This is a genomic window from Pontixanthobacter sp. CEM42 (genome assembly GCF_017812015.1).
Classification (GTDB): Bacteria; Pseudomonadota; Alphaproteobacteria; order Sphingomonadales; family Sphingomonadaceae; genus Pontixanthobacter.
Genome location: NZ_JADQTN010000001.1, coordinates 1902209 through 1928348 on the forward strand (window position 1 = coordinate 1902209; position 26140 = coordinate 1928348).

General features: G+C 56.6%; 30 protein-coding genes. 12 read left to right on the forward strand and 18 right to left on the reverse strand.

Annotation, left to right across the window (positions count from 1 at the left end):
• The first annotated feature begins 140 nt into the window (after window positions 1-140).
• From pdeM to J9777_RS09040, 7 genes are all read left to right on the forward strand, one after another.
• Window positions 141-845, forward strand: coding sequence for a ligase-associated DNA damage response endonuclease PdeM (gene pdeM, locus J9777_RS09010; protein ID WP_209348372.1), 705 nt, complete (start codon window positions 141-143; stop codon window positions 843-845).
• A gap of 326 nt (window positions 846-1171) precedes the next feature.
• Window positions 1172-1693 (forward strand): translation initiation factor IF-3, encoded by a 522-nt coding sequence (infC, locus tag J9777_RS09015; RefSeq protein WP_209348373.1) that lies wholly within the window; start codon window positions 1172-1174, stop codon window positions 1691-1693.
• 216 nt (window positions 1694-1909) lie between these two features.
• Window positions 1910-3016: a DUF547 domain-containing protein gene (locus J9777_RS09020; protein WP_245228554.1), complete on the forward strand. Its 1107-nt coding sequence runs from the start codon at window positions 1910-1912 to the stop codon at window positions 3014-3016.
• A gap of 55 nt (window positions 3017-3071) precedes the next feature.
• Entirely contained in the window at window positions 3072-4625 is a 1554-nt protein-coding gene (locus J9777_RS09025) for an SLC13 family permease (RefSeq protein WP_209348375.1), read from the forward strand.
• 153 nt (window positions 4626-4778) lie between these two features.
• Window positions 4779-6098 (forward strand): cystathionine gamma-synthase family protein, encoded by a 1320-nt coding sequence (locus tag J9777_RS09030; RefSeq protein WP_209348376.1) that lies wholly within the window; start codon window positions 4779-4781, stop codon window positions 6096-6098.
• A gap of 30 nt (window positions 6099-6128) precedes the next feature.
• The gene (locus J9777_RS09035) at window positions 6129-7037 is read left to right on the forward strand and encodes a hypothetical protein (RefSeq protein ID WP_209348377.1); all 909 of its coding nucleotides are present in this window, start codon (window positions 6129-6131) and stop codon (window positions 7035-7037) included.
• A gap of 16 nt (window positions 7038-7053) precedes the next feature.
• Window positions 7054-7845, forward strand: a complete 792-nt coding sequence (locus J9777_RS09040) for an SDR family NAD(P)-dependent oxidoreductase (protein ID WP_245228555.1) — start codon at window positions 7054-7056, stop codon at window positions 7843-7845.
• 2 nt (window positions 7846-7847) lie between these two features.
• Here the strand turns inward: J9777_RS09040 and J9777_RS09045 are convergent, their stop codons facing one another.
• Together J9777_RS09045 and J9777_RS09050 are read right to left on the reverse strand one after the other, a co-directional pair.
• Complete coding sequence (locus J9777_RS09045) at window positions 7848-8375, reverse strand: NAD(P)H-dependent oxidoreductase (protein WP_209348378.1); 528 nt, start codon at window positions 8373-8375, stop codon at window positions 7848-7850.
• Window positions 8376-8394: 19 nt separating this feature from the next.
• Window positions 8395-8937 carry a J domain-containing protein gene (locus J9777_RS09050; protein WP_209348379.1) on the reverse strand — a complete coding sequence of 181 codons (543 nt, stop codon included), beginning with the start codon at window positions 8935-8937 and terminating at the stop codon, window positions 8395-8397.
• 194 nt (window positions 8938-9131) lie between these two features.
• Between J9777_RS09050 and J9777_RS09055 the strand changes: the two genes are divergently transcribed.
• Window positions 9132-9281: a hypothetical protein gene (locus J9777_RS09055; protein ID WP_209348380.1), complete on the forward strand. Its 150-nt coding sequence runs from the start codon at window positions 9132-9134 to the stop codon at window positions 9279-9281.
• A gap of 72 nt (window positions 9282-9353) precedes the next feature.
• Here the strand turns inward: J9777_RS09055 and pal are convergent, their stop codons facing one another.
• The 13 genes from pal to hisB all read right to left on the reverse strand — a co-directional run bounded on the left by pal (window position 9354) and on the right by hisB (window position 17910).
• Window positions 9354-9875, reverse strand: coding sequence for a peptidoglycan-associated lipoprotein Pal (pal, locus tag J9777_RS09060; protein ID WP_209348670.1), 522 nt, complete (start codon window positions 9873-9875; stop codon window positions 9354-9356).
• A 52-nt stretch (window positions 9876-9927) separates the two neighbouring features.
• Window positions 9928-11304, reverse strand: coding sequence for a Tol-Pal system beta propeller repeat protein TolB (tolB, locus tag J9777_RS09065; RefSeq protein WP_209348381.1), 1377 nt, complete (start codon window positions 11302-11304; stop codon window positions 9928-9930).
• Window positions 11301-12083: a TonB C-terminal domain-containing protein gene (locus tag J9777_RS09070; RefSeq protein ID WP_209348382.1), complete on the reverse strand. Its 783-nt coding sequence runs from the start codon at window positions 12081-12083 to the stop codon at window positions 11301-11303. The genes tolB and J9777_RS09070 overlap by 4 nt, the downstream gene beginning before the upstream one ends.
• A gap of 12 nt (window positions 12084-12095) precedes the next feature.
• Window positions 12096-12608 (reverse strand): ExbD/TolR family protein, encoded by a 513-nt coding sequence (locus J9777_RS09075; protein ID WP_209348383.1) that lies wholly within the window; start codon window positions 12606-12608, stop codon window positions 12096-12098.
• Complete coding sequence (tolQ, locus tag J9777_RS09080; protein WP_209348384.1) at window positions 12608-13318, reverse strand: protein TolQ; 711 nt, start codon at window positions 13316-13318, stop codon at window positions 12608-12610. Before tolQ ends, J9777_RS09075 begins: the two co-directional genes overlap by 1 nt.
• Window positions 13315-13773, reverse strand: a complete 459-nt coding sequence (locus J9777_RS09085; RefSeq protein WP_209348385.1) for a YbgC/FadM family acyl-CoA thioesterase — start codon at window positions 13771-13773, stop codon at window positions 13315-13317. Before J9777_RS09085 ends, tolQ begins: the two co-directional genes overlap by 4 nt.
• 92 nt (window positions 13774-13865) lie before the next feature.
• On the reverse strand, window positions 13866-14243 hold the full coding sequence (locus J9777_RS09090) for a histidine triad nucleotide-binding protein (RefSeq protein WP_209348386.1): 378 nt from the start codon (window positions 14241-14243) through the stop codon (window positions 13866-13868).
• Entirely contained in the window at window positions 14243-14557 is a 315-nt protein-coding gene (locus J9777_RS09095; RefSeq protein ID WP_209348387.1) for a phosphoribosyl-ATP diphosphatase, read from the reverse strand. The genes J9777_RS09090 and J9777_RS09095 overlap by 1 nt, the downstream gene beginning before the upstream one ends.
• 35 nt (window positions 14558-14592) lie before the next feature.
• Window positions 14593-14742, reverse strand: a complete 150-nt coding sequence (locus J9777_RS09100) for a PEP-CTERM sorting domain-containing protein (RefSeq protein WP_209348671.1) — start codon at window positions 14740-14742, stop codon at window positions 14593-14595.
• A gap of 124 nt (window positions 14743-14866) precedes the next feature.
• Window positions 14867-15625 (reverse strand): imidazole glycerol phosphate synthase subunit HisF, encoded by a 759-nt coding sequence (gene hisF, locus J9777_RS09105; RefSeq protein WP_209348388.1) that lies wholly within the window; start codon window positions 15623-15625, stop codon window positions 14867-14869.
• A gap of 231 nt (window positions 15626-15856) precedes the next feature.
• A complete protein-coding gene (hisA, locus tag J9777_RS09110) occupies window positions 15857-16585 on the reverse strand; it encodes a 1-(5-phosphoribosyl)-5-[(5-phosphoribosylamino)methylideneamino]imidazole-4-carboxamide isomerase (RefSeq protein WP_209348389.1) in 729 nt (242 codons plus the stop codon).
• A gap of 109 nt (window positions 16586-16694) precedes the next feature.
• On the reverse strand, window positions 16695-17324 hold the full coding sequence (gene hisH, locus J9777_RS09115) for an imidazole glycerol phosphate synthase subunit HisH (RefSeq protein ID WP_209348390.1): 630 nt from the start codon (window positions 17322-17324) through the stop codon (window positions 16695-16697).
• Complete coding sequence (gene hisB / locus J9777_RS09120; protein WP_209348391.1) at window positions 17317-17910, reverse strand: imidazoleglycerol-phosphate dehydratase HisB; 594 nt, start codon at window positions 17908-17910, stop codon at window positions 17317-17319. The genes hisH and hisB overlap by 8 nt, the downstream gene beginning before the upstream one ends.
• Before the next feature lie 84 nt (window positions 17911-17994).
• Here hisB and J9777_RS09125 point away from each other — a divergent pair, with 84 nt between their 5' ends.
• From J9777_RS09125 to gmk, 3 genes are all read left to right on the forward strand, one after another.
• Entirely contained in the window at window positions 17995-18495 is a 501-nt protein-coding gene (locus J9777_RS09125) for a ClpXP protease specificity-enhancing factor SspB (protein ID WP_209348392.1), read from the forward strand.
• A 160-nt stretch (window positions 18496-18655) separates the two neighbouring features.
• Complete coding sequence (locus tag J9777_RS09130) at window positions 18656-18949, forward strand: hypothetical protein (protein ID WP_209348393.1); 294 nt, start codon at window positions 18656-18658, stop codon at window positions 18947-18949.
• A gap of 73 nt (window positions 18950-19022) precedes the next feature.
• Window positions 19023-19673 carry a guanylate kinase gene (gene gmk / locus J9777_RS09135; RefSeq protein WP_209348394.1) on the forward strand — a complete coding sequence of 217 codons (651 nt, stop codon included), beginning with the start codon at window positions 19023-19025 and terminating at the stop codon, window positions 19671-19673.
• A 207-nt stretch (window positions 19674-19880) separates the two neighbouring features.
• Here gmk and J9777_RS09140 read toward each other — a convergent pair whose 3' ends face one another.
• The gene (locus J9777_RS09140; protein ID WP_209348395.1) at window positions 19881-23294 is read right to left on the reverse strand and encodes an autotransporter domain-containing protein; all 3414 of its coding nucleotides are present in this window, start codon (window positions 23292-23294) and stop codon (window positions 19881-19883) included.
• A 518-nt stretch (window positions 23295-23812) separates the two neighbouring features.
• Between J9777_RS09140 and J9777_RS09145 the strand changes: the two genes are divergently transcribed.
• A complete protein-coding gene (locus tag J9777_RS09145; RefSeq protein WP_209348396.1) occupies window positions 23813-24151 on the forward strand; it encodes a hypothetical protein in 339 nt (112 codons plus the stop codon).
• A gap of 144 nt (window positions 24152-24295) precedes the next feature.
• Here the strand turns inward: J9777_RS09145 and J9777_RS09150 are convergent, their stop codons facing one another.
• Complete coding sequence (locus tag J9777_RS09150; RefSeq protein ID WP_209348397.1) at window positions 24296-25339, reverse strand: hypothetical protein; 1044 nt, start codon at window positions 25337-25339, stop codon at window positions 24296-24298.
• 103 nt (window positions 25340-25442) lie between these two features.
• Entirely contained in the window at window positions 25443-26120 is a 678-nt protein-coding gene (locus J9777_RS09155) for a response regulator transcription factor (protein WP_209348398.1), read from the reverse strand.
• Window positions 26121-26140 lie beyond the last annotated feature (20 nt).

Genomic DNA, 26140 nt, shown 5'->3' on the forward strand with positions numbered 1-26140 from the left:
TCTATTGTGGAGCGAAAAGAAGCGCCGCTCTCGCGACAGGATGTCCTGCGCTTACCATGACTGAGTGCCGCATAGTTTGATGCAAATCAACTGTTTCAAATGGCCTTGCAAAGCGTGCGTCGCTGCTGCACACGCATCGCATGGTTCCCCTTTCGTTCGCCAATCAAGAATTTGCACTGACAACCAGTGGCGCGCTGTTTTGGCGTGCGGAATCGGCATTGCTGGTGGCTGATTTGCATCTGGAGAAAGCCAGCTTCTACGCGAAGCACGGCCAGATGTTACCGCCCTATGATAGCCGCGAGACGCTGGAGCGGGTGGCCGAAGCTATTCGCGAGACCGGTGCGCGGCGGGTCTTCACTTTGGGTGACAATTTCCACGATAGCGAAGGATCAACGCGTTTGGAGCCGCACGCAGCCGGGATGCTGTCGGCGCTGACTCGCGCTGTCGACTGGGTGTGGATCACCGGCAATCACGATCCACATATGGATACGCCCAAAGGATCAGCGACGTCTGGCGGCGCGATCGCTGAGGAGCTTGAAGTGGCAGGCATGATCCTTCGCCACCAAGCCAAGGCGGGAGAAACTCGGCCCGAATTTTCCGGCCACTATCATCCACGCCTGCAACTTCATGTTCGTAAACGCTTCATCCGTCGCCCCTGCGCTGTGGTTAGCCAAGGCGGAGGCGGCGGAAGAATGATTCTGCCAGCGTTCGGTGCGCTCACCGGTGGAATGGATGCGAAAGATCCGGTGATCCTAGACGCGATGCAGCCCGCTGACCGGATCGACGCTGTGCTGCCTGCCGCTGGAAAGCTCGCGCAGTTTCCTTTGTGGCGGAAGGCGGCGTAGTTTTTTGTTTAACCTCAATCGCCGGGTGCCGACATCCGTCGTCTTGGCTACCTCGCATACGCCCGATCGGCCTTGCGGTCAGCTAGACGCTGACCGGACCATTCTAAGCCATCATTTTTTGTGCTGAAACTTGGTCGCGGCTGCCAGAGGGCGACCGCGCGACGCGCGGTCAGCGCGAAAGCCAAGTGTCCGGATGGACACGCTGGCGCTTGAAGCCGAACAAAAGACTCTTCCTCCCCCTAGCGCTCGCGGCGATTCCTCCCTAGGTAACCCTCGCAACAAAGACTGACCAAGGAGAACACCCCATAGCCCGTCCACCTCGGCGCATGAACACCCCGCCCACCAAGAGCGGCCCGCGCTACGATAATTTCATCCAAAGCGAAAAAGTTCGCGTAATTGACGACCAAGGCGAGAACCTTGGCGTTATGTACACCAGAGAAGCGATCGAGCAGGCGGCAGAAGTCGGCCTGAATCTCGTTGAGGTCAGCCCCAACGCGGACCCGCCAGTGTGTAAGTTCCTCGATGTCGGCAAGTACCGCTTTGAAGCGCAGAAGAAAGCGAATCTCGCGCGCAAAAGCCAGAAAACGCAGGACATCAAAGAAGTCAAAATGCGCCCCAATATCGACACGCATGATTATGACGTGAAGATGCGCAATGTCTTCAAATTCATCGACAATGGCGACAAGGTGAAAGTTACCCTGCGCTTCCGTGGACGTGAAATGGCACACCAAAACTTGGGCATGGATCTGCTCAAGCGCGTTCAAGACGATACGGCTGAAGTCGCCAAGATCGAAGCATTCCCGCGCCTCGAAGGCCGCCAAATGCTGATGGTGCTCTCGCCTAAATAGGCTCAGTTCAGATCGAACAATCAGAAAGGGCGCGGTGAAAACTGCGCCCTTTTTTGCAAATAGAGGCGGATATTTTTCACTGATTTGCGCAAATCGGCATTTCATGGCATGTTATATCCTATGAAAAACAAATTGATACTCTCATCGGCGGTCATTGCTCTTCTGAGTTCTGGCAGCGCTACGGCGCAAAACACACCCGCAACTGCAGCGGTGGCAATGTCCCAACAGACGGAACCGCAATTTGCAAAATTTGCGCCTCGTGAAGCCACCGACTCGACCCGGATCGATTACGCATTCTGGGATGAAGCGCTTGAGTATTTCGTGTTCCGCATGGGCCGATCGATTAGAGAAGGCGCACCGCGCGTCGATGCCAGCACCGGGACTCGTATGGTTTATGGCCACGACTCGCGCTACCGACTGGAAGGCAATCGGGTCATCTTCTCTTATTTGAATGATGACATTGTCAGTTCGCTCACAGCCTATCGTGAAGATCTGGAGCGTACCGCAGAGCAAGTCGATATTGCAGCGCTTTCACGCAACGAGCAACTCGCCTTCTGGATGAACCTGCATAATGTCGCAGTGATCGAACAGATCGCTATCAACTATCCGCTCAGCCAACCTTCGAAGCTCAAGCTTGGTACTAAGGGTGCGCCATTGGATGAAGCCAAGATCATCACAATTGATGGCGTTGCAATGAGCCCAAGCGACATTCGGACCAAGATCGTCTACCCCAATTGGCGGGATCCGCGCGTGATGTATGGCTTCTTCCGCGGAGAAATCGGTGGACCTTCGATCCAGCCTGATGCGTTCAACAGTCAGAACTTGAGCCAGCTCTTGAACAAATCGGCGCTGGATTTCGTAAACTCGCTGCGCGGGACTGAAAAGCGCGGGAAGACGCTCCACGTTTCGAAAATCTACGAAGAAGGGCGGCCGTTCTATTTCAACACGTGGCCGACCTCTATCCAACAGCATCTGCGCAAATACAGCACCAATGATGTGCGCGAGCTGGTTGACCGTACACAGACCGTGAGCGCGACGATTTACGAACCTGATTTATCGGACTTGGCCAAGGGCGAAGTTGATCCGGAATATGGCCATCTTGAATCTACCAACGATCTATCCCTGTACGGCACCGGCGCGAGAACGGCGCATCAGGCGATCACCCCGCCGCGCGGTGTACCACGCGCCATTGGCCGTCTGATCAAGGAACAGTACGAGAAGTTCCAGAAAATCAACCGCCGCGCTGATCGCAGCGGTGAGGTCTTCATGCTCGATGAAGAGCAGCTCGAAGAGCTCCAGAAAGATAGCGAGATTATAGAATAGGCTTTCCCTCTCCGCCGGTCTGTGGTTCTAGTCACGACCGGAAAGGGAGAGGTTTGTGACAGCGCGCCGCATTGGGTTTGTTCTCGGCTTAGCCGCCTTCGCGCTTACCCTGATTGTCCCTGCTCCTGCTGGAATGCCGCGAGAGGCATGGCTAGTTGCCGGTCTCGTTGTGTGGATGGCCGCATGGTGGATGACTGAAGTAATTCCGCTGACCGCCACTGCGCTGCTTCCCTTTATAGTCCTACCTTTTTCTGGCGTTCTCACGGCCAAGGAAACCGCGAGCGCATATTACGCTCCGATCCTGTTTCTAATTCTGGGCGGTGCGTTTATCGCGCTGGCTATCGAGCGGACCGGACTGCACCGGCGCTTGTCCCTAGCAATCTTGAGCACCGTTGGCGGAGGGCAAGCACTACCTGCCAGAACGTCACGATGGTTGCTGGCGATTATAATCAGCACGTCACTGCTCTCTATGCTGATCTTCAATGCACCGATCAGCTTGCTGGTCATGGTACTCGCGATAGCGATCATTGCCGGATTGATGTTGGCCAATGCAGAGAAACTGCTGCTCGCCTTTATGGTCAGCGCGGCGGTTCTCTCGATGTTGATTTCCAACACCTCCACCACGCTGATTATGATGCCGATGGCGCTTGCGGTGCTTGCAGGGGGCGGATTGGCTGACGAGGATCGTAGTGGTTTGGCAGGCGCATTGCCGATGGGAATCGCCTTTGCAGCATCGATCGGCGGACTGGGCACGATCGTAGGATCACCCACCAACGGTATTGCAGTAGCGCTCCTCGACAGCATGATCGGTGTGCAAATCGGCTTCGCGGAATGGGCTGCCTTCGGGATACCTATCGTTATTGTCGGCGTGCCGATTGCAGCCATGATAATTGCGCGGGTCCAGAAGGTGTCGGCATATCACTTCGACGTCGACGCAGCCCGCGAGGCCATTGCCACCAATGTGAAATGGAGCGCGCCCGAACGCCGCCTGCTGCCGATCATCGCCATTACATTCCTGCTTTGGATGTCAGGGCCGTGGCTGAAACCGATGCTGCCAGCCGGCGCACTAACCGACGGCACTATCGCTATCGCAGCAGGCATCGCGCTGTTTATCCTACCCGATGGCACAGGTCGCCCTCTACTGACATGGCAAGAGGCCGACCGCGCGCCATGGGGTGTCATTATGATGTTCGGTGGAGGCTTGGCGCTTGCTGCGGGCATGGGCGCATCGGGACTTGCCGAATGGCTCGGCAATGCGTTGCTGCCGCTCACCACAGTTCCGTTAATCCTAGTCGCACTCGCGCTGGTCGCGATGGTCGTGCTGATCACGGAATTCGCTAGTAATGTCGCGACCGCCAGCGCTATCATTCCCGTGGTCGCTAGCCTGACCGTGGCAATGGGCGTCGATCCCATCCTTCTTGCAATGCCTGCCGCGCTTGCCGCCAGCTGGGGCTTTATGCTGCCTGCCGGAACCGGGCCAAATGCGATTGCGTGGTCAACCGGACGGATCAAACTGCCGCGCATGGTGGGCGCAGGAATCATCCTCGATATCGTCGGGATATTCCTGATTGTCGGGCTCGTGTGGACAGTTGCCGCGCTCTTCGCTTGAACAGCTTAGTTACAAATGATACCGGATTCGTCATTGAGGTGAGTCCGGCAATGCGTTCCTGCGGAGGTTAGGGACACGGCCCAAATAGGGCCAAACCGGATTGCCCGTCTGGCTCCTGCCTTCCTGGGAGCGTTTGATTAGGAAGAACATCGCATGAGTGATGCAACCGACGCCGTCGATACCCCAACCCCGCGCCGCAATCCCAAGCCAGAGGCCAAGACCATTGGTGGGCGCGAGATGAAGCCCAGCACGCTAATGATGGGACACGGCTATGATCCGGCTCTCTCCGAAGGCTCGTTGAAGGCTCCGATCTTTCTGACATCGACCTTCGCGTTCGAAAATTCGGCAGCGGGCAAGCGCCACTTTGAAGGTATTACCGGCAAGCGTCCGGGCGGCGCTGAAGGTCTCGTCTATTCGCGCTTCAATGGACCCAATCAGGAAATCCTTGAGGACCGTCTGAGCATCTGGGACGGTGCGGAAGACGCCCTGTCATTCTCAAGCGGCATGACCGCCATTACTGTGATGATGCTGGCCTATTGCAATGCAGGCGATGTCATCGTTCACTCCGGCCCGCTTTATGCTGCTACCGAAGGCTTCGTTGCCAAAGTCATGAGCAAATACGGCGTGACCTATGTCGATTTCCCAGCCGGTGCGACCCGCGAAGAGATCGACGCCGTGCTGACCAAAGCCAAAGCGCAAGCTGCCGAACAGGGTGGCAAGGTTGCAATGGTCTATCTAGAAAGCCCGGCCAACCCAACCAATGCGTTGGTGGATGTAGAGGCCGTGCGCGACTCCCGCGACGCAATCCTCAAAGCTGACGAAACACCGATCACTATCGACAACACATTCCTCGGCCCGCTGTGGTCGCGCCCGCTAGAGCATGGCGCAGATGTGGTGATCTACTCGCTGACAAAGTATGTCGGGGGCCATTCGGATCTGGTGGCTGGGAGCATTGCCGGCGCGAAAAAGTGGATGGACCCCGTCCGCGCGCTGCGCAACACTATGGGCGGTATCGCCGATCCCAACACCGCTTGGATGCTGTTGCGCTCGCTCGAAACCGTGGAGTTGCGGATGCAGCGCGCGGGCGAAAACGCTGAGAAGGTTTGCGCTTTCCTGAAGGATCACCCGAAAGTCGAAGGCGTTGGCTATCTCGGCTTCATCGAGGACGAGCGTCAACTGGATATCTTCAACCGGCACTATAGTGGCGCTGGCAGCACGTTCTCTTTGTTCGTCAAAGGCGGCGAGGCTGAGGCCTTCCGCTTCCTTGACAGCATGAAGATCGCCAAACTCGCGGTCAGCCTTGGCGGCACCGAAACGCTAGCCAGCCTGCCCGCTGCGATGACTCACTTGTCGGTGCCCGACGAGCGCAAAGCGCAGCTCGGCATCACTGACAATCTGGTTCGCATCTCCATCGGGATCGAAGATCCGGATGACCTGATCGCAGACTTCGATCAGGCATTGGCTCAAGTCTAGTACGTCGTGAATGTTTTGGGGCAGGCAACTATGAAAATCGGATTTCTCGCTTGCCCTGAAACCATGCCGGCAGCTGGGACATCATCAGGCGTCGAGCGCCGCGGTGATGCTTTTGAGCACGACCTGCAAGTCGATGCTCTACGTCCGGCTTTCGCAGCAGCAGGGTTAGAACTGATCGAAATTGAGTGGCGTGCGCCGCTCGATCAGTTCGCAGACATCCGATTGGTGTTGATCGGCACATCATGGGATTATCAGGACTATCCAGACGAATTTCTAATCAAGCTTGAGGCGCTACAATCGGTGGGTGTGATTGTTTGCAATTCGCCCGAGCTGATCCGTTGGAACATCGACAAATCCTATCTGAAGGAACTGGAGCGACGTGGTACGCGAACCATTCCCACCCTTTGGTCTGACGATCCTGATTATGGCGATGTGACCAGAGCGCTGGCCCACTTCAAAAGTGATAAAGTCGTAGTGAAACGCCAGACTGGTGCAGGCGCACTAGGGCAGCATATCTTCGATAAAGAATCGCTGCCCGATGAAGATTGGCAGATGGGCCACAAAGCTATGATCCAGCCGTTCCTTGCTGCAATCCAAGACGAGGGCGAACTGTCTTTCGTGTTCATTGATGGCGCATTTTCCCATGCGATCCAGAAAACGACCGCGAAGGACGAGTACCGCATCCAATCGCTCTATGGCGGGCAGGAAACGGCGATCACACCCTCTGACGACGACATCGCGGCGGCACTTTCAGTGCTTCAGGCTTTGCCCGGCGACACGCCGCTTTATGCGCGGATTGATATGTTGCGCGCCGATACCGAAGACAGCGATGGCGCGTTGGTGGTCATGGAAGCTGAAGCGATTGAGCCGTTCCTCTACCCGGTCCAAGGCCCTGAATTGGGCAAACGCATGGCCGATGCTATCATCGCACGATTGTAAGCGAACAAAGGAATAGATGATGACCGACCGCAAGCCCGTGTTTCTCGTGATCGGTGCAGGGGCAGGTATTGGCGGCCATGTCGCAAAGCGTTTTGCCGAAGGTGGCTATCACGTGGTGCTCGCGCGCCGATCGGACGAAGCGGGATTGCAGAGACTGGTCGATCAAATCGGCGATACAGGCGGCGAAGCAAGCGGACGCTTGCTGGATGCGGCGGAAGATGGTTCAATCGAAGATCTGGTCGAACAGGTTGAACGCGATATCGGGCCAATCGAATGCGCCCTGTATAATCTCGGCGCGCAGATCGGGAACCGCACGCTGGCAAATACGCCGCATAAGACATTCGAACTGGGCTGGAGACTCGGCACCTTCGGACTATTCCGCCTAGCTTCGGCACTTACACCACATATGGTTCAGCGGGGCTCGGGCACAATCCTTGTAACATCAGCGACAGCCGCCGTTCGCGGCAATACCGGCCAACACAGCCATGCCGCAGCGATGGGCGGGCGGCGGATGCTGTGCCAAACGCTCAACGCCGAATTCGCCTCGCAAGGTATCCATATCGCACATATTGTCGTCGATGGGTCGGTCAACGCGCCTGATACGCTGGGCAAATTACTGGGCGACAAGTTTGATGCCTACAAAGCCAGCAAAGGTGACGATGGAGTAATCGAACCCACCGCCATTGCGGAGACATATTGGCACATCGCGCAACAATCCAGGAATTGCTGGACGCATGAAATTGATATTCGGCCATGGACCGACGTTCCGTGGTGGAACGACAATCCAATCACCGCGATTGATAGATAGGCTTACAGCTTCGCCAGCAAGGCCCGCAGGTCGGCGTCCAGACTAGCATTGGTGAGAACGCCCTCTTCACTATCAAAATTCTCGTCGAATTTCGGCACAGCGAGTGTCCCGAGCACATTACCACCAAAATGCGGCGCAGCGGTTTCCGCCATCGCGAGTACGCGGCCGGCGGCACCTGGCCCCGGTGACGTCGATAACAGTACCATCGGTTTGTTCTGCCAGACCTCACGACCAACGCGTGAGCACCAGTCGAAGATGTTCTTGAACGCAGCAGCATAAGAACCGTTATGCTCTGCTACGGAAACAACCAACGCATCGACTACCGCTATCCGCGCGAGGAAATCATGCGCGAGCTGCGGGATGCCATCTGCTTCTTCGCGGTCGTGGCGGTAGATCGGCATTTCATAATCGTGAATGTCGAGCGTTTCGATATCCGCGCCGTCAATCAAAGACGCAGCGTAATTCACCAATTGGCGATTGATAGAAACCGACGAATTGCTCGCCGCAAATGCCAGAATTGTCTTCGCCATCAGCAATTTCCCTCAATACCTAGGAGTTTGCACCCATCCATTGCCGCCGCTCTTCGGCCTGTTTCAGCACTTCGTATGCCACTTGAATCTTCTGGAATTCCTTAGCGGCCTCTTCATCGCCCGGCTTCACATCAGGATGGACTGACTTGGCCTTAATCCGGAAACTCTTTTTGATCGCCGCGAAATCGGCATCGGTCTCGAGTTCCAGAATTTCCAGTGCCAGCAACTCATCGCCAGAGCGCGTGCCATCGCCTGATCCGGCCCAACCGTAGTGCGATGCTTCAGTATAGGCATTGGCGTCGCGCTGTTCGGTGCGTTGGCGTTCCGCAGCCTCTTCTTTGTCCAGGCCTTCGAAATAGTCCCAGCCGCGATTATACTCGGCGGCATGTTTCTGGCAGAAATACCAGCGCTCCGGGCTGTTGGGTGTTTTGGGTGCGGGGCATAGCCCGGCCTCCTCGCAACCATGCCGGTCGCATTCTTTCTGCGTCACCGCATCCTGCGACTTTTCATAGCCACCCCAATTGGGGAAACCCCAACTGTCTTTACGGCGCTTACCCGCCATAGCGGTGCGTCCCATTTGCTGGGTGTGAAGTCATTTGTCCTGCTGGCATAGCTGTCTATCTAGCGATGATTGCTAATTTTTGGAAGAGCGGGAACTAAGTTGCGATTGAAAATGTTGTATTGCAGCATATAGAGCAACAAAGCGTTCATACCTGACGGTTAAAGCGCCTCGGACTGACAGAGCACAAAGAGACTATGAGCAAGCAACTTTCCATTTCTGCACATGCATCGGCGCTGGCGCTGGTTCTGCTTGCCTTGGTTGGTGCGGCGAGTGATCTGCACGACACGCCGATGGCTAGCGGCGCTGAGCTTACGCCCTTTTCTGTCGCTACTGTAATCAACTAGTTCCAAACATTGAGAGGCGGCCTGCCAAGCAGCACCGCGTCTCAACAATTCAGAAACTCAATTGGTAACCGATCAGCTGATAACAACCGTCACAGCGCGGCGGTTTTGCGACCATGCGCGCTCGTTAGAGCCAGTCGCTGTCGGGCGTTCTTTGCCATAGCTGACGGTGCGGATACGGTTCGATGGAACGCCTAGACTGACGAGATAGTTCTTTGCCGCATTGGCGCGGCGCTCACCCAGTGCAAGGTTGTAGTCACGCGTACCGCGCTCATCGCAGTGGCCTTCGACGGTCACATTCACGCCGGGGTTCTGCATCAGATATTGCGCCTGCGATTGCAGTGCGGGAATATCGGCGCTGTCGATGTTGTACCGGTCGGTATCGAAGAAAATGATGTTCTGACCGTTCACAGCATTCACGAAGTGCTCTTGCGAGCCTACTTGCGGACCAACCGGACGGGTTGCCGTGCCCGTATTATCCGTCTGCGTGGTTGTCGCGCCCGGATCGGGCGGCAGAATTTCCGGTGCTTTTGGCTTACACCCGGCAATGGCTACAGCGCTGGTGAGCAGAACGATTGTTGCGAAACGTGTATTCATCATGCGTCTCCTTACGCTGGCTTCTGGCCCAGCTTACCCAATTAGAATGCGTTTAGGGGAGAATAGGTCCCCATGCCGGGTCCGATGCATCCACCGGAGTTGGCAACTTCCTTTCATTTCGGCCGGTTAAATCAACCTGCCACAAAGCGGTTGTCCCAGAATTGCGCGCTGTGCGGAAAAACTGGATGATCCGGCCATTCGGCGCCCAAGTGGGTGCCTCATCCTGCCAGCTATTGGTCAAATGGGTGAGCTTGCCGCCAGCCGGGCTCATGACCGCAATACGGAAATTGCCGGCGATATGCGTAAACGCAATCTGGTCACCACGCGGGCTCCATTCGGGTGTCGCCGCGCGCCCGCCGAAGAAGCTGAGGCGTTTTTGGCTCTGCCCATTTGCGTCCATCACATAGATCTGTTGGCTGCCCGAACGATCACTTTCGAACACGATCTTACTGCCATCGGGAGAGTACGACCCGCCAATATCGATACCCGGCGTATTAGTCAGGCGAATGCTTGGTCCGCCATCGGCGGATACGCGGTAGATATCGGTATTGCCCGATACTGCCATCGAATAGAGTATCCACTTGCCATCAGGCGACCAGCGCGGGGCAAAGGTTGGATTGGTGCTCTGCGTCACCAGTGTCTGGCGGCCTGTCCCAATATCGTAGATGTAAATCCGCGGATTGCCGTCGACATAACTAAGGTAAAGCAGCTTGCGGTAATCAGGTGAATAACGCGGTGTCAGCGCAGTCGAGCGTCCCGTGGTGATAAAGCGGTGGTTCGCACCATCACTATCCATAATAGCCAGGCGCTTCGTACGGTTATCCTTCGGCCCAGTCTCGGCAATATAGGCGATCCGGCTATCAAGGAACGGGCTTTCGCCGCTAAGCCGCGAATAGACCAGGTCGGCACATTTATGTGCTGCCCGGCGCCAGTCACGCGGCGGGACGACCCAGCCAGCACGCGCCAACTCGTCCTGCAGCACGACGTCGTAGAGATAGCACCCCACGGTCAAGCGACCGTCTGGCCGCCCACGCACATAACCGTGAACAAGCATTTCGGTGCTGCGGTTGCTCCAGCTTGGCCAATTCGGAGAAGTGATTTGACCGTAGCTTGGTTGCGGCAACGAATCCGGGCCCGTTGGCTTGAACAACCCGTTATTCCGCAAGTCGTTGAATACGACGCGGGCAAGCTCCTTACCGAGCGATGCCGTTCCGCCGCTATTTGCAGGCGTGTCAACATCACGGTCCGTCGCGAAGCCAGCAATCGCAATGCCCAGATCTTCCCACGCGCTATCGTCGGTTACCGTGAGCGTCAGCCCTTCTTCTTCGACCGTTTCCACCTCCGTTACCGGGGGAGGTGCTTCTCCCAAATCCTGCGCAGCCACAGGCGCGGCCAACAAAAAGAATGCGAGGAAGGCGAGTTTTTTCATCGAGACGTGTTCCTATCGAAGCGCACACCGCTGATGTACTTCCACTTGTCGTAAAATTCAGGGGGCAAATTGTCGAATGGTGCGGCATTTAGGACCGCGCGTACGGCACGCTCCGCATGGATTGATTTTTGAGCGCGATTGGAAGCAGTCTCACCCGATTGGCGAACAACACGCGGCCTACCGTTCAAACTACCATCCCGGTTCAGCCGAAACGATACAACAGTGACTAACCGTTCCGCATCAAGCCCCTGAGGAGCGTTCCATTTCGGTTTAATCTTCCGATTGATCGCTTGAACCAACGAAGCTTGCTCGCGCGGGCCAAAAGTTGCAGCCGTTGCATCGGTTTCTTGTGAGTTCGCAGCGCTACCCGCCCCGTTTTCAAACGCCTTGCCAAATTTGCTCGCGCCGCCTTGCGACGGAGTTGGCTTGGCTTTGGGCGTAGAAGAGGTATTCGAATTGGGTTTCGCAGGCGGCTTGGATGTTGGCTTCGCTACGGGCCGATCCACAGGAACAGGCGACTTCTCAGGATCGGTGGCCTCAGGCGGAACGACCATCTCGGATAGTTCCGGCGCAACCGCCTCTCGGCTCTCCTCATTGATTTCCGGAGCGGCCGATTCGAGTGACACATCTTCTGCCAGACTTACGGTTACACGCTCGCCCGCAAATTCTGCTCCCCCTTTGTCCGGCTGCAGCAACAGAACACCCAACAGTGCGACATGCAGAAATGCCGCGACGCCAAGGCCGATTATCTCTTCATCTCTGAACCGTATGGTTGCCATAGGTGCCTAGAGCTATTGCTCCCCATCTGAACCGATGATGTCCGAACCGCTGCTATCTGGCGCATCAATCGCTGCAGGCGCAGCGGCGCTGCCATTGGTGACCAGTGCGATGGAATTGAAGCCTGCGCGGTTCAGTTCGCCCATCACCGCCATCACACGGCCATAATCAATCGCCCTGTCACCGCGCAGAGTGATTTGCGGCAGCGAACCATCCGGATTTGGTCTGATGTTGGAGAGACGCCCGGGAAGTTCGCCCGGTTCAAGCGGATCATTATCGAGATAGATTAGACCCGTAGCGCCGATGGACAGTGTAATCGGATCCTGCTCGGTCGGAAGAGCGTTCGCGCGGCTATCGGGCAGCTCCACAGGTACACCCGATGTAAGCAGCGGCGCTGTGACCATGAAGATAATCAGCAGCACCAGCATCACATCGACAAAGGGCGTGACATTGATTTCCGCCATCGGCGCACGGCGGCCCCGGCGGCGCCCTCCGCTTCTGCCGGAAGAGGCTAAACCCATGGCCATTATTGGCGCTCCAGCTCGCGGCTAAGGCTGGCATGGAAGCGGTCGGCAAAGCGCTGCATCTTCGCCTCCAGCGAATTCACGCCATGGCTGAAGCGGTTGTAAGCAATGACAGCAGGAATAGCTGCAAACAGGCCGATAGCGGTTGCAAACAAGGCTTCGGAAATACCCGGCGCAACCACCGCGAGCGAGCTGTTCTCCTGCACGCCGATCTGGAAAAAGCTGTTCATGATGCCCCACACAGTGCCGAATAGCCCCACGAAAGGGGCTACCGAGCCGGTTGTTGCGAGGAAGTTGAGCCGGTCTGCCAGCGTATCCGCCTCTTGCGCAACCTGACTTTCCATCGCACCTGCCAGTCGTTGACGCATCCCGTCACGGTCTGATTTGCCGCCATTGACCTTCATCGAGCGGCGCCATTCGGACATGCCCGCCGCCGCAACACGCGCCGAGGGAATATTCTTCTTGGAGCGTTCTTTCACGAGCGCGTCGAAATCATCCGCTTTCCAGAACTCGTTTTCAAAGTCGGCGCAGCGCTTCTTCACCCCGGCCAGGCGCAGGCTGAAGCTGATAATGATCATCCACACCCAAATCGAGGCGAGGATCAGACCTGCCATCACCGCCTGCACAACGATATCGGCATCCATGAACAGGTCGAGCGGATTGAGCCGTGTCGGTGCCTCAGCAGCGACAGTCAGGATTGAAAGAGCGTTCATGAAGAGCTTTCTTGGGAAATGATCGGCGCAAAGGCTGCGCGCCATGCTTCTGGTTGGCGGCGCGGACGGCCATCGGGGGCAACAAAGCCGACCCGGAAGGTTGCTTCGCACAGCAATTCTGAACCCCGCATGGCCTTTTGATGCATATTAACGCTTGCGGCTTTGAGCTGGGGACAGCGGGTATGGATCACGACATCATCATCCAGCTTGGCTGGGCGGACATATTTGAGCTGGAGATCGGCGACTGCATAGGCTCCTTCGCCAGCCTCGATGGCGGCACGCTGGTCAATTTCCAGCATCCGCAGCACATCAGACCGGGCGCGTTCAAACCAGCGCAGATAATTGGCGTGATAGACGATGCCTGACAGGTCAGTATCCTCGTAATAGACCCGCACTGCATAGAGATGAAGTGGGCCATCGAAGACGCCGCCGGGAGGGTTTGGTTCTACTGTCATCGTTAACGGGGCTGTAGCGCACCGCGGAATCGCGGGGCAAGCCTTTGTTGCATGTGGCGCAATACTATCGACGAACGGTGCCTAAACCGCGATTACCGCGCGATCATCGGCCCCAAAATCTGCCCGCCAAACAGGTGAACATGCAAATGCGGTACTTCCTGCCCGCCATGTGCGCCGATATTGGCGAGCAGCCGATACCCGGGCTCAACCAGATTATGCTCGCGCGCGACTTTGCCGACGGCGCGGATAAAGCCGCCAATCTCCTCATCAGACGCTTTGGCTGAAAAGTCGTCCCAGCTGACATAGGGGCCTTTTGGGATCACCAGCACATGCAATTCCGCCTGCGGATTGATGTCGGGAAAGGCGTAGGCCCACTCGTCCTCGTACAATTTGGTCGAGGGTATCTCTCCGCGCAGGATCTTCGCGAAGATGTTTTGATCATCATAGGGAAGCGTTGCGTCGATTGGCATCAGGAACCTCTGCTGGCTTTTTCATCGAGACCCGACACACCCTCGCGTCGGTCCAACTCTGCCATCACATCGGACAGCGGAATATCCTTCGCCGAGAGCAGCACCATCAGGTGAAAAAGGACATCTGCGGCTTCCTCGACTAAATCGCCCGGTTCTTCGCCAAGAGCCGCTACGACCGCCTCGACTGCCTCTTCGCCAAGTTTACGCGCCATGATAGGCAAACCGAGCGAATTCAGCTTGGCGACATAGCTTGAGTCCGGATCGGCCTCTTTGCGATTTGCGATAGTGTGTTCGAGACGTGTGAGCGTGTGCATGCACGCTCAATGGCGTGTCGCACTTTGCGGGTCAATCAGTCGTCAGATTTTTGATTTTTCCGCTTTGCCATCAGGCGGCCCACAATCAGTCCAGTCAGACCAAGGCCAAAAAGGGCCAGATTGCTAGGCTCGGGTACCTGTGTGCCGCCTGAGGCATATGCGGGGCTCGCCACCACAGCGAGCATTATGTAGAAAGGAGACTTCAACACGAGAAATGGAAAGCCCGATTTCCGGCGATTCCTCAAGCGCGGTAAATGCGCAGTCCCGTTTTGGTACTGCGTTTCGGGAAAGTCTTAACGGCGAGCGGAACTAGGCTCTGGCAGGCAATCCGGCAGCGCGAAGTGCTTGATGCGCCTCGGCAATTGTGTGTTCGCCGAAATGGAAGATCGACGCGGCGAGGACCGCGCTGGCGTGACCTCGCGTTACGCCTTCAACGAGGTGATCAAGGTTTCCTACGCCGCCGCTGGCGATCACCGGGATTCCGACAGAATCGGCGATGGTGCGGGTAAGATCGAGATCGTAGCCCGCTTTGGTCCCGTCGCCATCCATGGAGGTGACAAGCAGCTCCCCTGCGCCGAGTTCGGCTAAGCGTTTTGCGTGCTCGATCGCGTCGATTCCGGTCGGTTTGCGCCCGCCATGGGTGAAGATTTCCCAACCGCTTGCAGATTTCCGCGCATCGACGGAAGCCACAACGCATTGACTGCCGAAGCGCGCGGCAATCTCCGAGACGACTTCGGGTCGTTTTACTGCAGCGCTATTGATCGCAACCTTGTCCGCGCCCGCGAGCAGAAGCGCCCGCGCATCCTCGACCGATGCGACCCCGCCACCAACTGTCAGCGGCATAAAGCACACCTCTGCCGTGCGTTTCACCACATCGAGCAACGTCCCGCGCCCTTCATGCGTGGCAGAGATATCGAGGAAACACAGCTCGTCCGCGCCCGCGGCATCATAGGCCTGCGCCTGTTCAACCGGATCACCAGCGTCGCGCAGATCGACGAAGTTCACGCCTTTGACAACGCGCCCGTCGGCGACGTCGAGGCAGGGGATAACGCGGATACGAACGGTCATGTACTCACAGCCGATACAAAAGAATGGTAACTGCGATGGACACGACGCAAGCAACGCCTGCGAGAATGAACGGCGATTGGATTCGATCCGCCGATTTTCGACCAAGCATCATGATCGATGCAAGAAACATGAACCCGACTCCAGCAGTTGCTCCGTCATAACCGCTACCGGTTGCTAACACCGACAAAACGACGGTCACCGCTAGCCCGACGAATAGAGCAACTACATATTTCACACCCGCGCACCCATCGCTATCGCCGCGCCCAAGTCCAATCGGCCATCATAGAGCGCACGTCCGGTAATCACGCCTTCAATTCCCAAATGCGCTTGCATCGACAGGATGTGAATGTCGTCGAGGCCCTTTACACCGCCGCTCGCAATTACCGGCAAATCGGTGCGCTGTGCCAACTCTACCGTCGCATCGATATTGCAACCTTTGAGCATTCCGTCGCGCCCGATATCGGTGAAGAGGAGACTGGCAACGCCCGCATCCTCGAACCGCCGCGCCATGTCTTCGATCCGCACATCGGAAACTTCGGCCCAACCGTCGGTCGCGACCATCCCGTCGCGCGCATCGACCGCAACGACAATGCCGCCTTCAAATTCGCGGGCCATTTCCTTGACGAATTCAGGATCTTTGAGCGCTGCCGTGCCAATCACGATCCGCGCGACACCAGCATCGAACCAGCCTTCAACATCGGCACGCGTGCGGATACCACCGCCGAGCTGCACATAACCCGGAAACGCTGCGACAATTGCCTCTACCGCTTCGCGATTCTGCGCACTGCCAGCAAATGATCCGTCGAGATCGACAACATGCAAATGCTCTGCGCCTGCCTCGGCGAACAACATCGCTTGTGCCGCAGGGTCATCGCCATAAACAGTCGCGCGATCCATATCGCCCTCGGCAAGTCGCACGACTTGGCCTTGTTTCAGGTCAATTGCTGGGAAAACTATCATGCGCACTCCCTAACCACTTCGCCATTCCCGCGAAAGCGGGAACCCAGAGTGGCTTGGTGCTCTGTTACACTGGATCCCCGCTTTCGCGGGGATGACGGGAAGGGTCGGGTTAGGGGCGCCACGCCAAAAACCTCTTTAGCAAACCGAGACCATAGGCCTGACTTTTCTCAGGGTGAAATTGTACGCCGACAATTGTATCGCGCGCCACCGCTGCGACCAAACCGCCGCCATGGTCGGTCATCGCAGCAATATGCGCAGGATTATCGACCGCAAAGTGATAGGAGTGGAGGAAATAAGCCTCTCCATCTTCGATCAAACCGGCTTCGGGCGCGTGATGAGATAAGGCGACGTCGTTCCACCCCATATGCGGAACTTTGATTGCCGGATCTGTGACTTCGATCGCGCGGACTTCTCCGGACACCCATCCAAGACCTGGCGTGACACCATGCTCCAGCCCTTGCGTGGCGAGCAATTGCATGCCCACGCAAATGCCCAGAAACGGCGCAGCGCCTACCTGCACCCGTTCGGTCATCGCTTCGGTCAATCCATCAATACCCGACAGGCCCTCCGCGCAGGCTTTGAACGAGCCGACACCTGGAAGCACAATACGATCCGCAGCGCGCACGACATCAGGATCAGCGGTAATCGCGACACCTTCTGCCCCGACCGCTTTTAGCGCATTGTGAACCGAATGGAGATTGCCCGCGCCGTAATCAATCAGCGCGACTACTTCACCCACCGAGTTGCCCCTTAGTACTAGGAATCGCACCACCTTTGCGCGGGTCCAGCTCCACACCGGAGCGCATCGCGCGGGCGAAACCTTTATAGATCGCTTCGCAAATATGGTGATTATTGGTGCCGTAAAGCAGTTCGACATGCAGCGTGATACCCGCTGTTTGCGATACCGAATGGAACCAGTGTTCGATCAGCTCGGTATCCCACTCGCCCAGCTTTTCCTGACTGAAACCAGCCTTCCACACCAAGTATGGCCGGCCCGAGATATCAAGCGAAACCCGTGCCAATGTCTCGTCCATCGGCGAATAGGCGGTGCCATAGCGGCCAATGCCGGCCTTATCGCCCATTGCCTCAACCAATGCTTGACCCAACGCCAGCGCGCTGTCTTCGGTCGTATGGTGTTGGTCGACATGCAAATCGCCATCGACTTTCATTGTCACATCGATCAGCGAATGGCGGCTGAATTGCTCGACCATATGGTCCAGAAATCCGATCCCGGTGGACACATCATAGGTGCCTGTCCCGTCGAGATTGACCTCGACAAGAATCTTGGTTTCGGTGGTGTTTCGTTCAATTCGGCCAGTGCGCATACGCCGCGCTATACATTTGGTTGGGGGCGACGCAAGCTTTCGCGCTTGACCGCACGCAATCCCGTCGCCACCTAACAAGCCGATATGACTGACGAAACGCCCGATAGCCTGATCCCTTATGACGACATTGTGCAGGAGGCCCTGCGCGCCGTTGTTGGCCGTGTTTTGGGTCAGATTATCGACAATGGCAGCGAACTGCCGGGCAATCACCACTTCTACATCACATTCAAAACCGGGGCTGAAGGCGTCGATATTCCGCAGGCTTTACGCGAGCGTTTCCCCGATGAAATGACCATCGTGCTGCAGAACAAGTTCTGGGATTTGGGCGTCGATGAGGAAGGCTTCACTGTGGGCCTCAGCTTCAATGCCGTGCCGTCAAAGCTGGATATTCCATTCTCCGCGATCACAGCATTCGTTGATCCTGCGGTCGATTTCGGCCTGCAATTCCAGGCGACCGTCGCCGATATGGCGCCAGAACCGCATGATGATGCAGAAAATGACGGCTCGGAACGCGATGACACGCCAGTCGTTAATACCGAAGACGGCTCCAACGTCGTTACAGTCGATTTCGGCAAGAAGAACTAATCACGCTGCGCCTTTCCGGCGGAGCCCCACCCTCACAAGGCCAGCACCCGCAAGGATCAACACCATCGCTAACGAAACCGCCGATACTCCAGAACTGGAACCGGAAAACCCGGAAGCGAACGTTCCTGGCCCCAGCGATGTGCCCACGGCCAATTTGTTAATGGCGGGTATTGCCGTGAAAGCGGGCTCCTATCTTATCAGTGATTTCGTCCAGAAAAGAATGCTCAAGGGCCGCTACGGCATAGAAGACGCTGATGCGATTATCCAAAGCCGCGGAGTCAAATACAAAGCCGCATCATTGGTGGCCGCCAAACTGGCGACCAAATCTGTGCCTGGCGCAGCTCTGATTACCGGAGGCATGCTGGCGAAGGCGTTGTTTGATCGCGGCGGCAAAAAGCGCAAAGCCAAACGCGAAGCGGATCGCAAACTGCTCCAAAAGGCAGAAGACAGCTGAGCAAGCGCGAATTCTTGGGCGTGCATCGCCTACTGCTCTTGATTCTTTAACCCCCTCTGCCCCATGAGCAGGCATGGCCAACCAGAATGCTCTTGAGCGCCCGGACCTTGAACGCAGAGGTATGCTCTTCATCCTTTCCTCGCCATCGGGCGCGGGAAAGACCACCATGTCGCAAATGCTGCTGACTGCGGATGAGGAGATCAAGCTCTCCGTCTCGGTCACCACACGCCCGCCTCGCCCGGGCGAGATGGACGGGATTGATTACCACTTCGTCGACGATGCAGAATTCGATGCGATGATCGAGAAGGACGATTTCTACGAATGGGCGCATGTCTTCAACCATCGCTATGGCACGCCCAAGGGCTATATCCGCAAGGGATTGAAGGAAGGGCAGGATTTCCTGTTCGATATCGACTGGCAAGGCACGCAGCAGCTCTACCAAAAAGACCAGCAAGACGTGGTCAGCGTATTCCTGCTGCCCCCCAGCCTACCCGAACTCCGCCGCCGCCTTGAAAGCCGCGCACAAGACAGCGCCGCCGTAATCGACGACCGCATGGACCGCGCCAAAGGCGAAATCAGCCACTGGGCTGAATATGACTATGTCGTGATCAATGACGACGTCGACGAATGCTTTGTGAAGGTGCGGGAGATATTGCACGCTGAACGCAGGAAGCGGACTAGGCAAACAGGACTAATCCCGTTTGTGCGGGAGTTGATGGGGTAGGGGTGAGAGCGGCGCTCTCGCTTGCGACTCAATTGCGAATGCTTCGGTCAATTTTTGGCATGTCTGCTTTGCGTCCCAGTTTTAGCCGTAGATTGCCAGTTCCTAGCCGTATTTAGCGGACGTTCATCTCCACCTCTCGACCGAGCAGTCCTCATCGGTAAACTTTGGCAGCCACTCTTCAGCCGGGAGGTTGCCCAAGGATACACGTTAGAACCGGAACGATATTCCGACGCTTACACCGGCAGCCTCGAAATTGCTTTCGCCGATACCATCGTAGAAGCCGGTCAGGTTGAGCCTCACTCCATCGGGCGATCCGGCATCGATCCCGGCGGTTGCCCTGCCGCGCAGGCCGTTATCAACGACAGTGTTGGCAGTTGCGCCGAAAGTCAGGATGCCTTCGAACTCGGTATAAGGGCGGATGTTCCAGCCGCTTTCTGTATCGATCCGGTAGTCGAAGCGCGGACTGAACGCTATTTCGCCTTGGTCAAGGCTTTGCCCTGGTATCGTCACGTTGAGACTGTCGACATAGGTCTCCTGCTCCTCGCGGATATAGCGAACCGACAGCTCGGGCCACAATGTCGCTTTCTCTCCCAGATCAACGTCGCCGACGAGTGTGCCGCTGAACAGCAGCCGTTCAGTATCGAAGCCGTCGACGAATGTTCCCAATGGAGAAATCGAGTTGTCCGACTTGCCGTAGGCAACGCGCGCGTCGGCATAAAGCCGCGGTGAGAGTTTGGCGGTGACATAAGGCCCGGCCATCCAGCCATTACCCTCGACCGATCCAGCGGCTCCGACACCGCCATCGCGGTTAAACTCGTCGATCTGGACCAGCGCGCCAACCAAGACATCGGAGCCGACGAGGTAGTCCAGTCCAAGGTAGCCTATCAGGAAGCTGCCTTCATTCTGCCCCAGTGTGACATTGGCGTAGGTCACATCGGCCCAAATATCGAGCTTGCGCTCACGATTTACATCACCGGTAGAGCTCGCGGTCATTGCCAGACTGGTATTGGCACGCACCGCCCCTCCGACCGCCTGCATTGCGAAAGGCAGGCCACCGCTGCCCGGTATGCCGATGCCAGCGACCGATGCCGAGCCACCAACAGCGGGTCCGCGTTGCAAACGGTCAATGCGGCGCTGCAAATTGGGCTGGTTCGACAAAAGCAGCGCGTTGCGTCCGGAGAGGAAATCGCGGATCGCGGCCGAGGCAGCACTGCGCGTGTCAGCGAGTGTAACCGAGCATACGAGATCTTCATTGGGCGACAGCGCCAGCGCTACCGAACCGTTGGCTATGCTCACAGTACTATCGCTGTCGTTACAGCTCAGCCCGGTCAGTGCATATCCTTGCGCTGTCAGATCTTGGACCGAGAATGTATAATTTCCGGCTGCGACAGATGCTGCTGATACAATCCCTGTTCCGCCCGATGTGCTCACGTTGGTGTTCAATGTGGGTATGTTGGAAGTGAACGCCACGGTAGTGTCATCGCCAACAACGCGTTGGACGATCGTAACTGAGCCGATTGCCCGAACCGCGATCACCACTCTGTCTGGCGGAGAATCGACAGTCTCATCATTCACGATCAATTCGAAGACCAGGTCTTCGTTGCCATTGACCAAGGGCGCAACGAATGTTGGGGAGGCGCTGTTGCCCCCGGTCAATGACACGGGTGTACCTGAAACCTGAGTCCATACATAAGTCAGTGGATCACCATCCGGATCGCTTGATGCTGCCCCGTTGAGCGTAACCGTGTCTCCGCTATTGATAGGGCCTTGGTCGGCACCGGCATCAGCTATAGGCGGACTGTTCGGTTCCACTGTAATGACTACGTCGTCGACATCGGGCCGACCGATGCCGTCGCTGACTGTTACGGAAAATGTAAGGGTCTGGCTCGTGGTCGTGGCACTCGGCGCGGTGAATGTCGGCGTCGCACTATTTGGATCGGACAGCGTAACTGTCGGGCCGCCAGTCTGTGACCAGGCATATGTCAAAGGATCGCCATCTCCGTCGGTCGAGCCGCTGGCGTCGAGAGCTACCAAGGAGCCTGCGTTTACCGTTTGATCGGCGCCTGCATCGGCATCCTCGGGAAGGTTTGCCGGGATCGTCACGTCAACAGTGTCAGGTGCAGAACTTGTGGTGCCGTCATTCGCAACAAGGCTGAAAGTCAGAATCTGATCAGCGGCTGCTTTTGGCGGGGCGGTAAAACTGGGGTTGAGCGTAGTGTCATTGTTCAGCGTGACTGTCGGTCCAGAAACTTGAGTCCACTGATAGGTTAGCGGGTCATTTTCCGGATCCGTTGCAGTCCCTTCAAGCGTTACCAAACTGCCACCAGGGAATGTCACATCATTTCCCGCGTCCGCGGTAGGCGACGCGTTTGATGGAATGGTAATGTCCACGGTGTCGGGCGCAGAGCTGACAAAGCCGTCATTAACGACGAGGCTGAAAGTCAGCAGCTGGTTGGCCGCCGCGCTGGAGGGCGCTGTAAATGTCGGGTTGGACGAAGTCGGGTCGGACAAAGTCACACTCGGGCCAGCAGTTTGCGTCCACTGATAGGTCAAATTGTCACCGTCACCATCAATCGAGTCGATCCCGCTCAGCATCACGGTGCTTCCACCGACCGGCATTTGGTCCGAGCCGGCATTGGCAGTTGGGCCAACATTGCCGAGAATCGTGTATTCCACGGTGTCTGGCGTAGAGTTGGTCGTGCCATCATTGGCAACCAGGCTGAAAGTGAGGGTCTGCGTGGCGGCGGTCTTGGCAGGAGCGGTGAAGCTCGGCGTCAGTGTCGTGGCGTCGTTGAGCGTAACAGAAGGCCCGCCGGTTTGCGTCCACTGATAGGTTAGAGGATCGTTCTCGGGATCACTGGCAGCGCCATTGATTGTGACATTTGCACCGCCACTGATAGCCAAATCGGGTCCGGCATTGACGATTGGCGGCGCATTGGACGGGATTGTAATCTCGACGGTGTCGGGCGCAGAACTCGTAAGGCCGTCGTCCACGACAAGGTTGAACGATAGAACCTGATTGGATGAGGCAATCGCAGGAGCTGTGAAGGTTGGGTTTGCGGAGTTAGCACCGTTCAAGGTCACAACTGGACCGCTGGTTTGGCTCCATTGGTAGCTGATCGCGTCACCGTCGCCGTCGACTGAGCTACTGCCATCAAGCGCAACGATTGCACCACCACCTACGTTGGCATCCGTACCAGCATCAGCTGTCGGGCCAATGTTTGCTGACAGGGTAAATGTAACGGTACTCGACAGAGTACCCCTGGCTGAGTCCTCCAATCCATCGTTGGCAACGAGCTCAAACTGGAAAACTTGAGCAGAATTTGTTTTGCTGGGCGCAACAAAGCTCGGCCCCAAGCTCGTGGGATTGTTCAATGTCACCGAAGGGCCAGACAGCTGCAACCACGAAAATGTCATCGGATCGCCCTCGTTGTCAACAGCCCCGCCATTCAAAACCACATTGCTACCCTCGGAAATGATCCGATCAGGACCTGCATTGACAAACGGAGCAGTGTTTTCGACGACGCTCCGACAAGCGGCACCACCATTGAGAAACGCACTGCGAGGAACTGTTCCGACTTCTCGGCTTGATCCTGGGGTCGTTGCAGTTGGGTCAAACACTACATAAGTATACCGATCTCTAGATAGCCCAACTGTCGGTACGGTAACTGTTATTGGAACAGTTGCTGTTTGCCCAACCGTGATCTGAGAATTTGCAGAGGTGTAATTTGCGCCAGGCCGACGAATTGAAAGTGCGACTAAATCTTGATCTGGAAGTACATCAATCGTCGTGCCGGTCGCGGTAATTTGCCCAGTGAGGTTACAGTTCCCCCCGGAACTTGAAGCGGTAAATGTGGTTGACGATCCAGTGATTGCAAGCGCTTCTTGCGAGCCTGTCATCAAGATCAGACCCGCCCCAACGATGGCGGTTGAATGCAAGAGCTGCTGTTTGGAGAAATTTGACATCGGATGATCCCTCAAAGTCGGATTGACGTTTGAAGGATGGGATGCCGTATCGCCGTTTGGTCCGGTATGCCACGTCTATGATGCCATAGGCATGGTGCGGCGCATCGCGATGGCAGCCCATAACATCCCTCCACAGCGACTACTCGGTCGTCAGATCAACGGGAGGCCAATCCATGAAGAACATCACGTCACTTGCCATAAGTATCGCCGCTCTATCACTGACAGCTTGCGGCGGTGGCGCATCGGAAAGCAGGGAAGAACTGTCTGCCAACGCCGAGGAGCAGGAGGCAGTCATGACAGAAAGCGAAAAGAGGCAGGCCAAAACCCAATGCAGACTTGAAGCCATGACGCAAGGAGCCCCCGACGACAAAGCCAAGGAGCTATGTGAATGCGTGGTCGAAACCTTAGCGATTGGCCGGACAGGCACTGAATTTGAAGATATCGCTGAAGGTCCCGCAAACGAAGCGTTGAATAAATGCGCAGAACAAGCCGGACTTGTACCGGCCGAGTAGTTCAAAACCTGACTACTGCGTTCCGGTGCCAGCGTTTAAGCATAAAAGGGTGGGGCCAACCGCAATTGGTGGCCCCACCTTGAAGCCGGTGATCGATCACAAGTTTGAAGGGGAGATCGATGGGCCGGAGAGAGAAATGAAAGTTTACCGCGGAACATTCTCGCACAGCATCTCGCTGGTATCACCAGAACGGTAATAGGTTCCGCCCCAGCCGCCACCAGCATATTTCTGCTCGTACAGACCCTGATCCATATAGCATTTCCCGTCGGGCGTCTGGAACGCCAGACTAGCACCTTGGTCGCGAGTTACCGGACGTCCCGAAACGGGGTGATGCTGCACACTCCAACTGCGCGATGTCAGGTTAATTTTCAGCGTTTTGCTACCGCGATATTTCTTCTGCCATGGGCTTCCCCAAAAAGCGCGCGTGAAGTCCCGTTCTTGAGCCGCACTTCTACGAACTGCAGGATACATTCGTGTTGCTGCAATCTTGGCGGCCAGATTGGCCTCTGCCTGCTGCTCGACCTGATCGAACGTGCCGAGCTGTGCCAGCACGCCAGTTGCTGTTTGATTGGCCTCACGGATCGCGGTGCTCTCCGGATATAGCCGCTGGAGTTGGAGCAGCTTCTCCCTATGTGAAAGCGGAACCCCGTAGCGAGAGAACATTGTCGCAGGGCGCGACGCCGCAAGAGTACGATCTACATTCACTTCGCTGATCCGCGCAGCCATGCTCGTCGCTCTATCTTCGGCCTTTTTCAACAAACGCTGCGTAGGACGCGTCGAGAGGTTGTTGGCGCGGGCAATCAGATCAGGCGTCACCAGAGTGTCCATTCTCGTCCGATAGGCGCTCACATCTTGCTTCGCTTCGTCCCACGCACCGTCCTCAGCCCGGATCAGCGCACTGATGTCGAGCATGAAGCTGAGTATCTCGGTAAGCGTCTCATCAACGGGTTTCGCCGCCTCGCGATCCGCTCGCGTATTGCTTGGGCGCGACGTCGGCGCACTCCTTTGCGAAGTTGTCGTCGAACTTGGTGCGGAAACCTTGGGTACTTTCGGTAGCCGCTCCTTAATCTGGTCGAAAGGCCCGCTGGCAGCGAGAGATGGTTGGGTCATCGAAGGTGCGCCGATGAGCAGGGCTGCTGCGCCTAACAAGGCAGATCGTGACAAAGGCTTGCGGTAAAAATGTTTCATATCGGGTATCCCAAGGCTAACGTGCGTTGGGGTAAGGCTAACAAGCGCGCAAAATACTCGGCATGCCATGGAAATGGCAGTCGGGCGCAGAAGAGCAGCTCAACTAGTCGATCGTCAGCTGCCCACTTTTTACCGCCTCGTAAACGGCCTCGCCGCGCGAATGAACGGCCAGTTTCCGGTATATCGATTTTACGTGATTTCCGACCGTCAATGGCGATATTCCCAATCCCCTCGCCGCTTCTTTGTAGCTTTGACCCTTGGCAAAAAGTTCGAGCAGCTCGATCTCGCGAGTCGTCAGCGGGCCTGCATCCGGATAATCTTTCGGTGCGGTCAGTAGGCCTTGGCCCTTGAGTTTTTCGAGCAAGTAAATTGCTGCTGAGGGACTAATTGGTGCACCGCCCTCAAGGGTTGCTGCGATCCCGTCCAAAATCGCTTCCGGCGTACTATCCTTCAATAAATAGCCATCCGCACCGGCATTGATCGCGCTGACCACAGTTTCACGGTCACCAAAGCTCGTCACCATCAAGACCTTCGCATCGCATTGCTGCTTTACGAACGGAATGAAATCGATCCCGCTGCCATCTGGCAGGCCGACATCGACCAAAACTAGATCGGGGTTCTTGCGGACAACAAGATCGCGTGCGCGTGCTATGTTCGGCGCGCTGCCGCATAAATCGTAATCAGGACCGGAGGTAACAATCTCGGTGAAGTGTTCGCGAATCGCCGGATCGTCATCGAGTAACGCTATCCTGTACGTTTTCTTCTGAGTCTCGTCATTCATGAGGATAGCCCTTTTCGGCT

Bases quoted from the DNA above. Each gene is read 5' to 3' on its own strand.
- J9777_RS09075 (WP_209348383.1), bottom strand. From the start codon at position 12,608: ATGGCCATGGGTTTAGCCTCTTCCGGCAGAAGCGGAGGGCGCCGCCGG.
- J9777_RS09045 (WP_209348378.1), bottom strand. From the start codon at position 8,375: ATGGCGAAGACAATTCTGGCATTTGCGGCGAGCAATTCGTCGGTTTCT.
- hisF (WP_209348388.1), bottom strand. From the start codon at position 15,625: ATGACCGTTCGTATCCGCGTTATCCCCTGCCTCGACGTCGCCGACGGG.
- J9777_RS09145 (WP_209348396.1), top strand. From the start codon at position 23,813: ATGAAGAACATCACGTCACTTGCCATAAGTATCGCCGCTCTATCACTG.
- tolQ (WP_209348384.1), bottom strand. From the start codon at position 13,318: ATGAACGCTCTTTCAATCCTGACTGTCGCTGCTGAGGCACCGACACGG.
- hisA (WP_209348389.1), bottom strand. From the start codon at position 16,585: ATGATAGTTTTCCCAGCAATTGACCTGAAACAAGGCCAAGTCGTGCGA.
- infC (WP_209348373.1), top strand. From the start codon at position 1,172: ATGAACACCCCGCCCACCAAGAGCGGCCCGCGCTACGATAATTTCATC.
- J9777_RS09090 (WP_209348386.1), bottom strand. From the start codon at position 14,243: ATGCCAATCGACGCAACGCTTCCCTATGATGATCAAAACATCTTCGCG.
- pal (WP_209348670.1), bottom strand. From the start codon at position 9,875: ATGAATACACGTTTCGCAACAATCGTTCTGCTCACCAGCGCTGTAGCC.
- J9777_RS09155 (WP_209348398.1), bottom strand. From the start codon at position 26,120: ATGAATGACGAGACTCAGAAGAAAACGTACAGGATAGCGTTACTCGAT.
- J9777_RS09040 (WP_245228555.1), top strand. From the start codon at position 7,054: ATGATGACCGACCGCAAGCCCGTGTTTCTCGTGATCGGTGCAGGGGCA.
- J9777_RS09050 (WP_209348379.1), bottom strand. From the start codon at position 8,937: ATGGCGGGTAAGCGCCGTAAAGACAGTTGGGGTTTCCCCAATTGGGGT.
- hisB (WP_209348391.1), bottom strand. From the start codon at position 17,910: ATGCGCACTGGCCGAATTGAACGAAACACCACCGAAACCAAGATTCTT.
- tolB (WP_209348381.1), bottom strand. From the start codon at position 11,304: ATGAAAAAACTCGCCTTCCTCGCATTCTTTTTGTTGGCCGCGCCTGTG.
- J9777_RS09030 (WP_209348376.1), top strand. From the start codon at position 4,779: ATGAGTGATGCAACCGACGCCGTCGATACCCCAACCCCGCGCCGCAAT.
- gmk (WP_209348394.1), top strand. From the start codon at position 19,023: ATGGCCAACCAGAATGCTCTTGAGCGCCCGGACCTTGAACGCAGAGGT.
- J9777_RS09125 (WP_209348392.1), top strand. From the start codon at position 17,995: ATGACTGACGAAACGCCCGATAGCCTGATCCCTTATGACGACATTGTG.
- J9777_RS09070 (WP_209348382.1), bottom strand. From the start codon at position 12,083: ATGGCAACCATACGGTTCAGAGATGAAGAGATAATCGGCCTTGGCGTC.
- J9777_RS09035 (WP_209348377.1), top strand. From the start codon at position 6,129: ATGAAAATCGGATTTCTCGCTTGCCCTGAAACCATGCCGGCAGCTGGG.
- J9777_RS09095 (WP_209348387.1), bottom strand. From the start codon at position 14,557: ATGCACACGCTCACACGTCTCGAACACACTATCGCAAATCGCAAAGAG.
- pdeM (WP_209348372.1), top strand. From the start codon at position 141: ATGGTTCCCCTTTCGTTCGCCAATCAAGAATTTGCACTGACAACCAGT.
- J9777_RS09085 (WP_209348385.1), bottom strand. From the start codon at position 13,773: ATGACAGTAGAACCAAACCCTCCCGGCGGCGTCTTCGATGGCCCACTT.
- J9777_RS09020 (WP_245228554.1), top strand. From the start codon at position 1,910: ATGTCCCAACAGACGGAACCGCAATTTGCAAAATTTGCGCCTCGTGAA.
- J9777_RS09100 (WP_209348671.1), bottom strand. From the start codon at position 14,742: ATGCTCGCTGTGGTGGCGAGCCCCGCATATGCCTCAGGCGGCACACAG.
- J9777_RS09130 (WP_209348393.1), top strand. From the start codon at position 18,656: ATGGCGGGTATTGCCGTGAAAGCGGGCTCCTATCTTATCAGTGATTTC.
- J9777_RS09150 (WP_209348397.1), bottom strand. From the start codon at position 25,339: ATGAAACATTTTTACCGCAAGCCTTTGTCACGATCTGCCTTGTTAGGC.
- J9777_RS09055 (WP_209348380.1), top strand. From the start codon at position 9,132: ATGAGCAAGCAACTTTCCATTTCTGCACATGCATCGGCGCTGGCGCTG.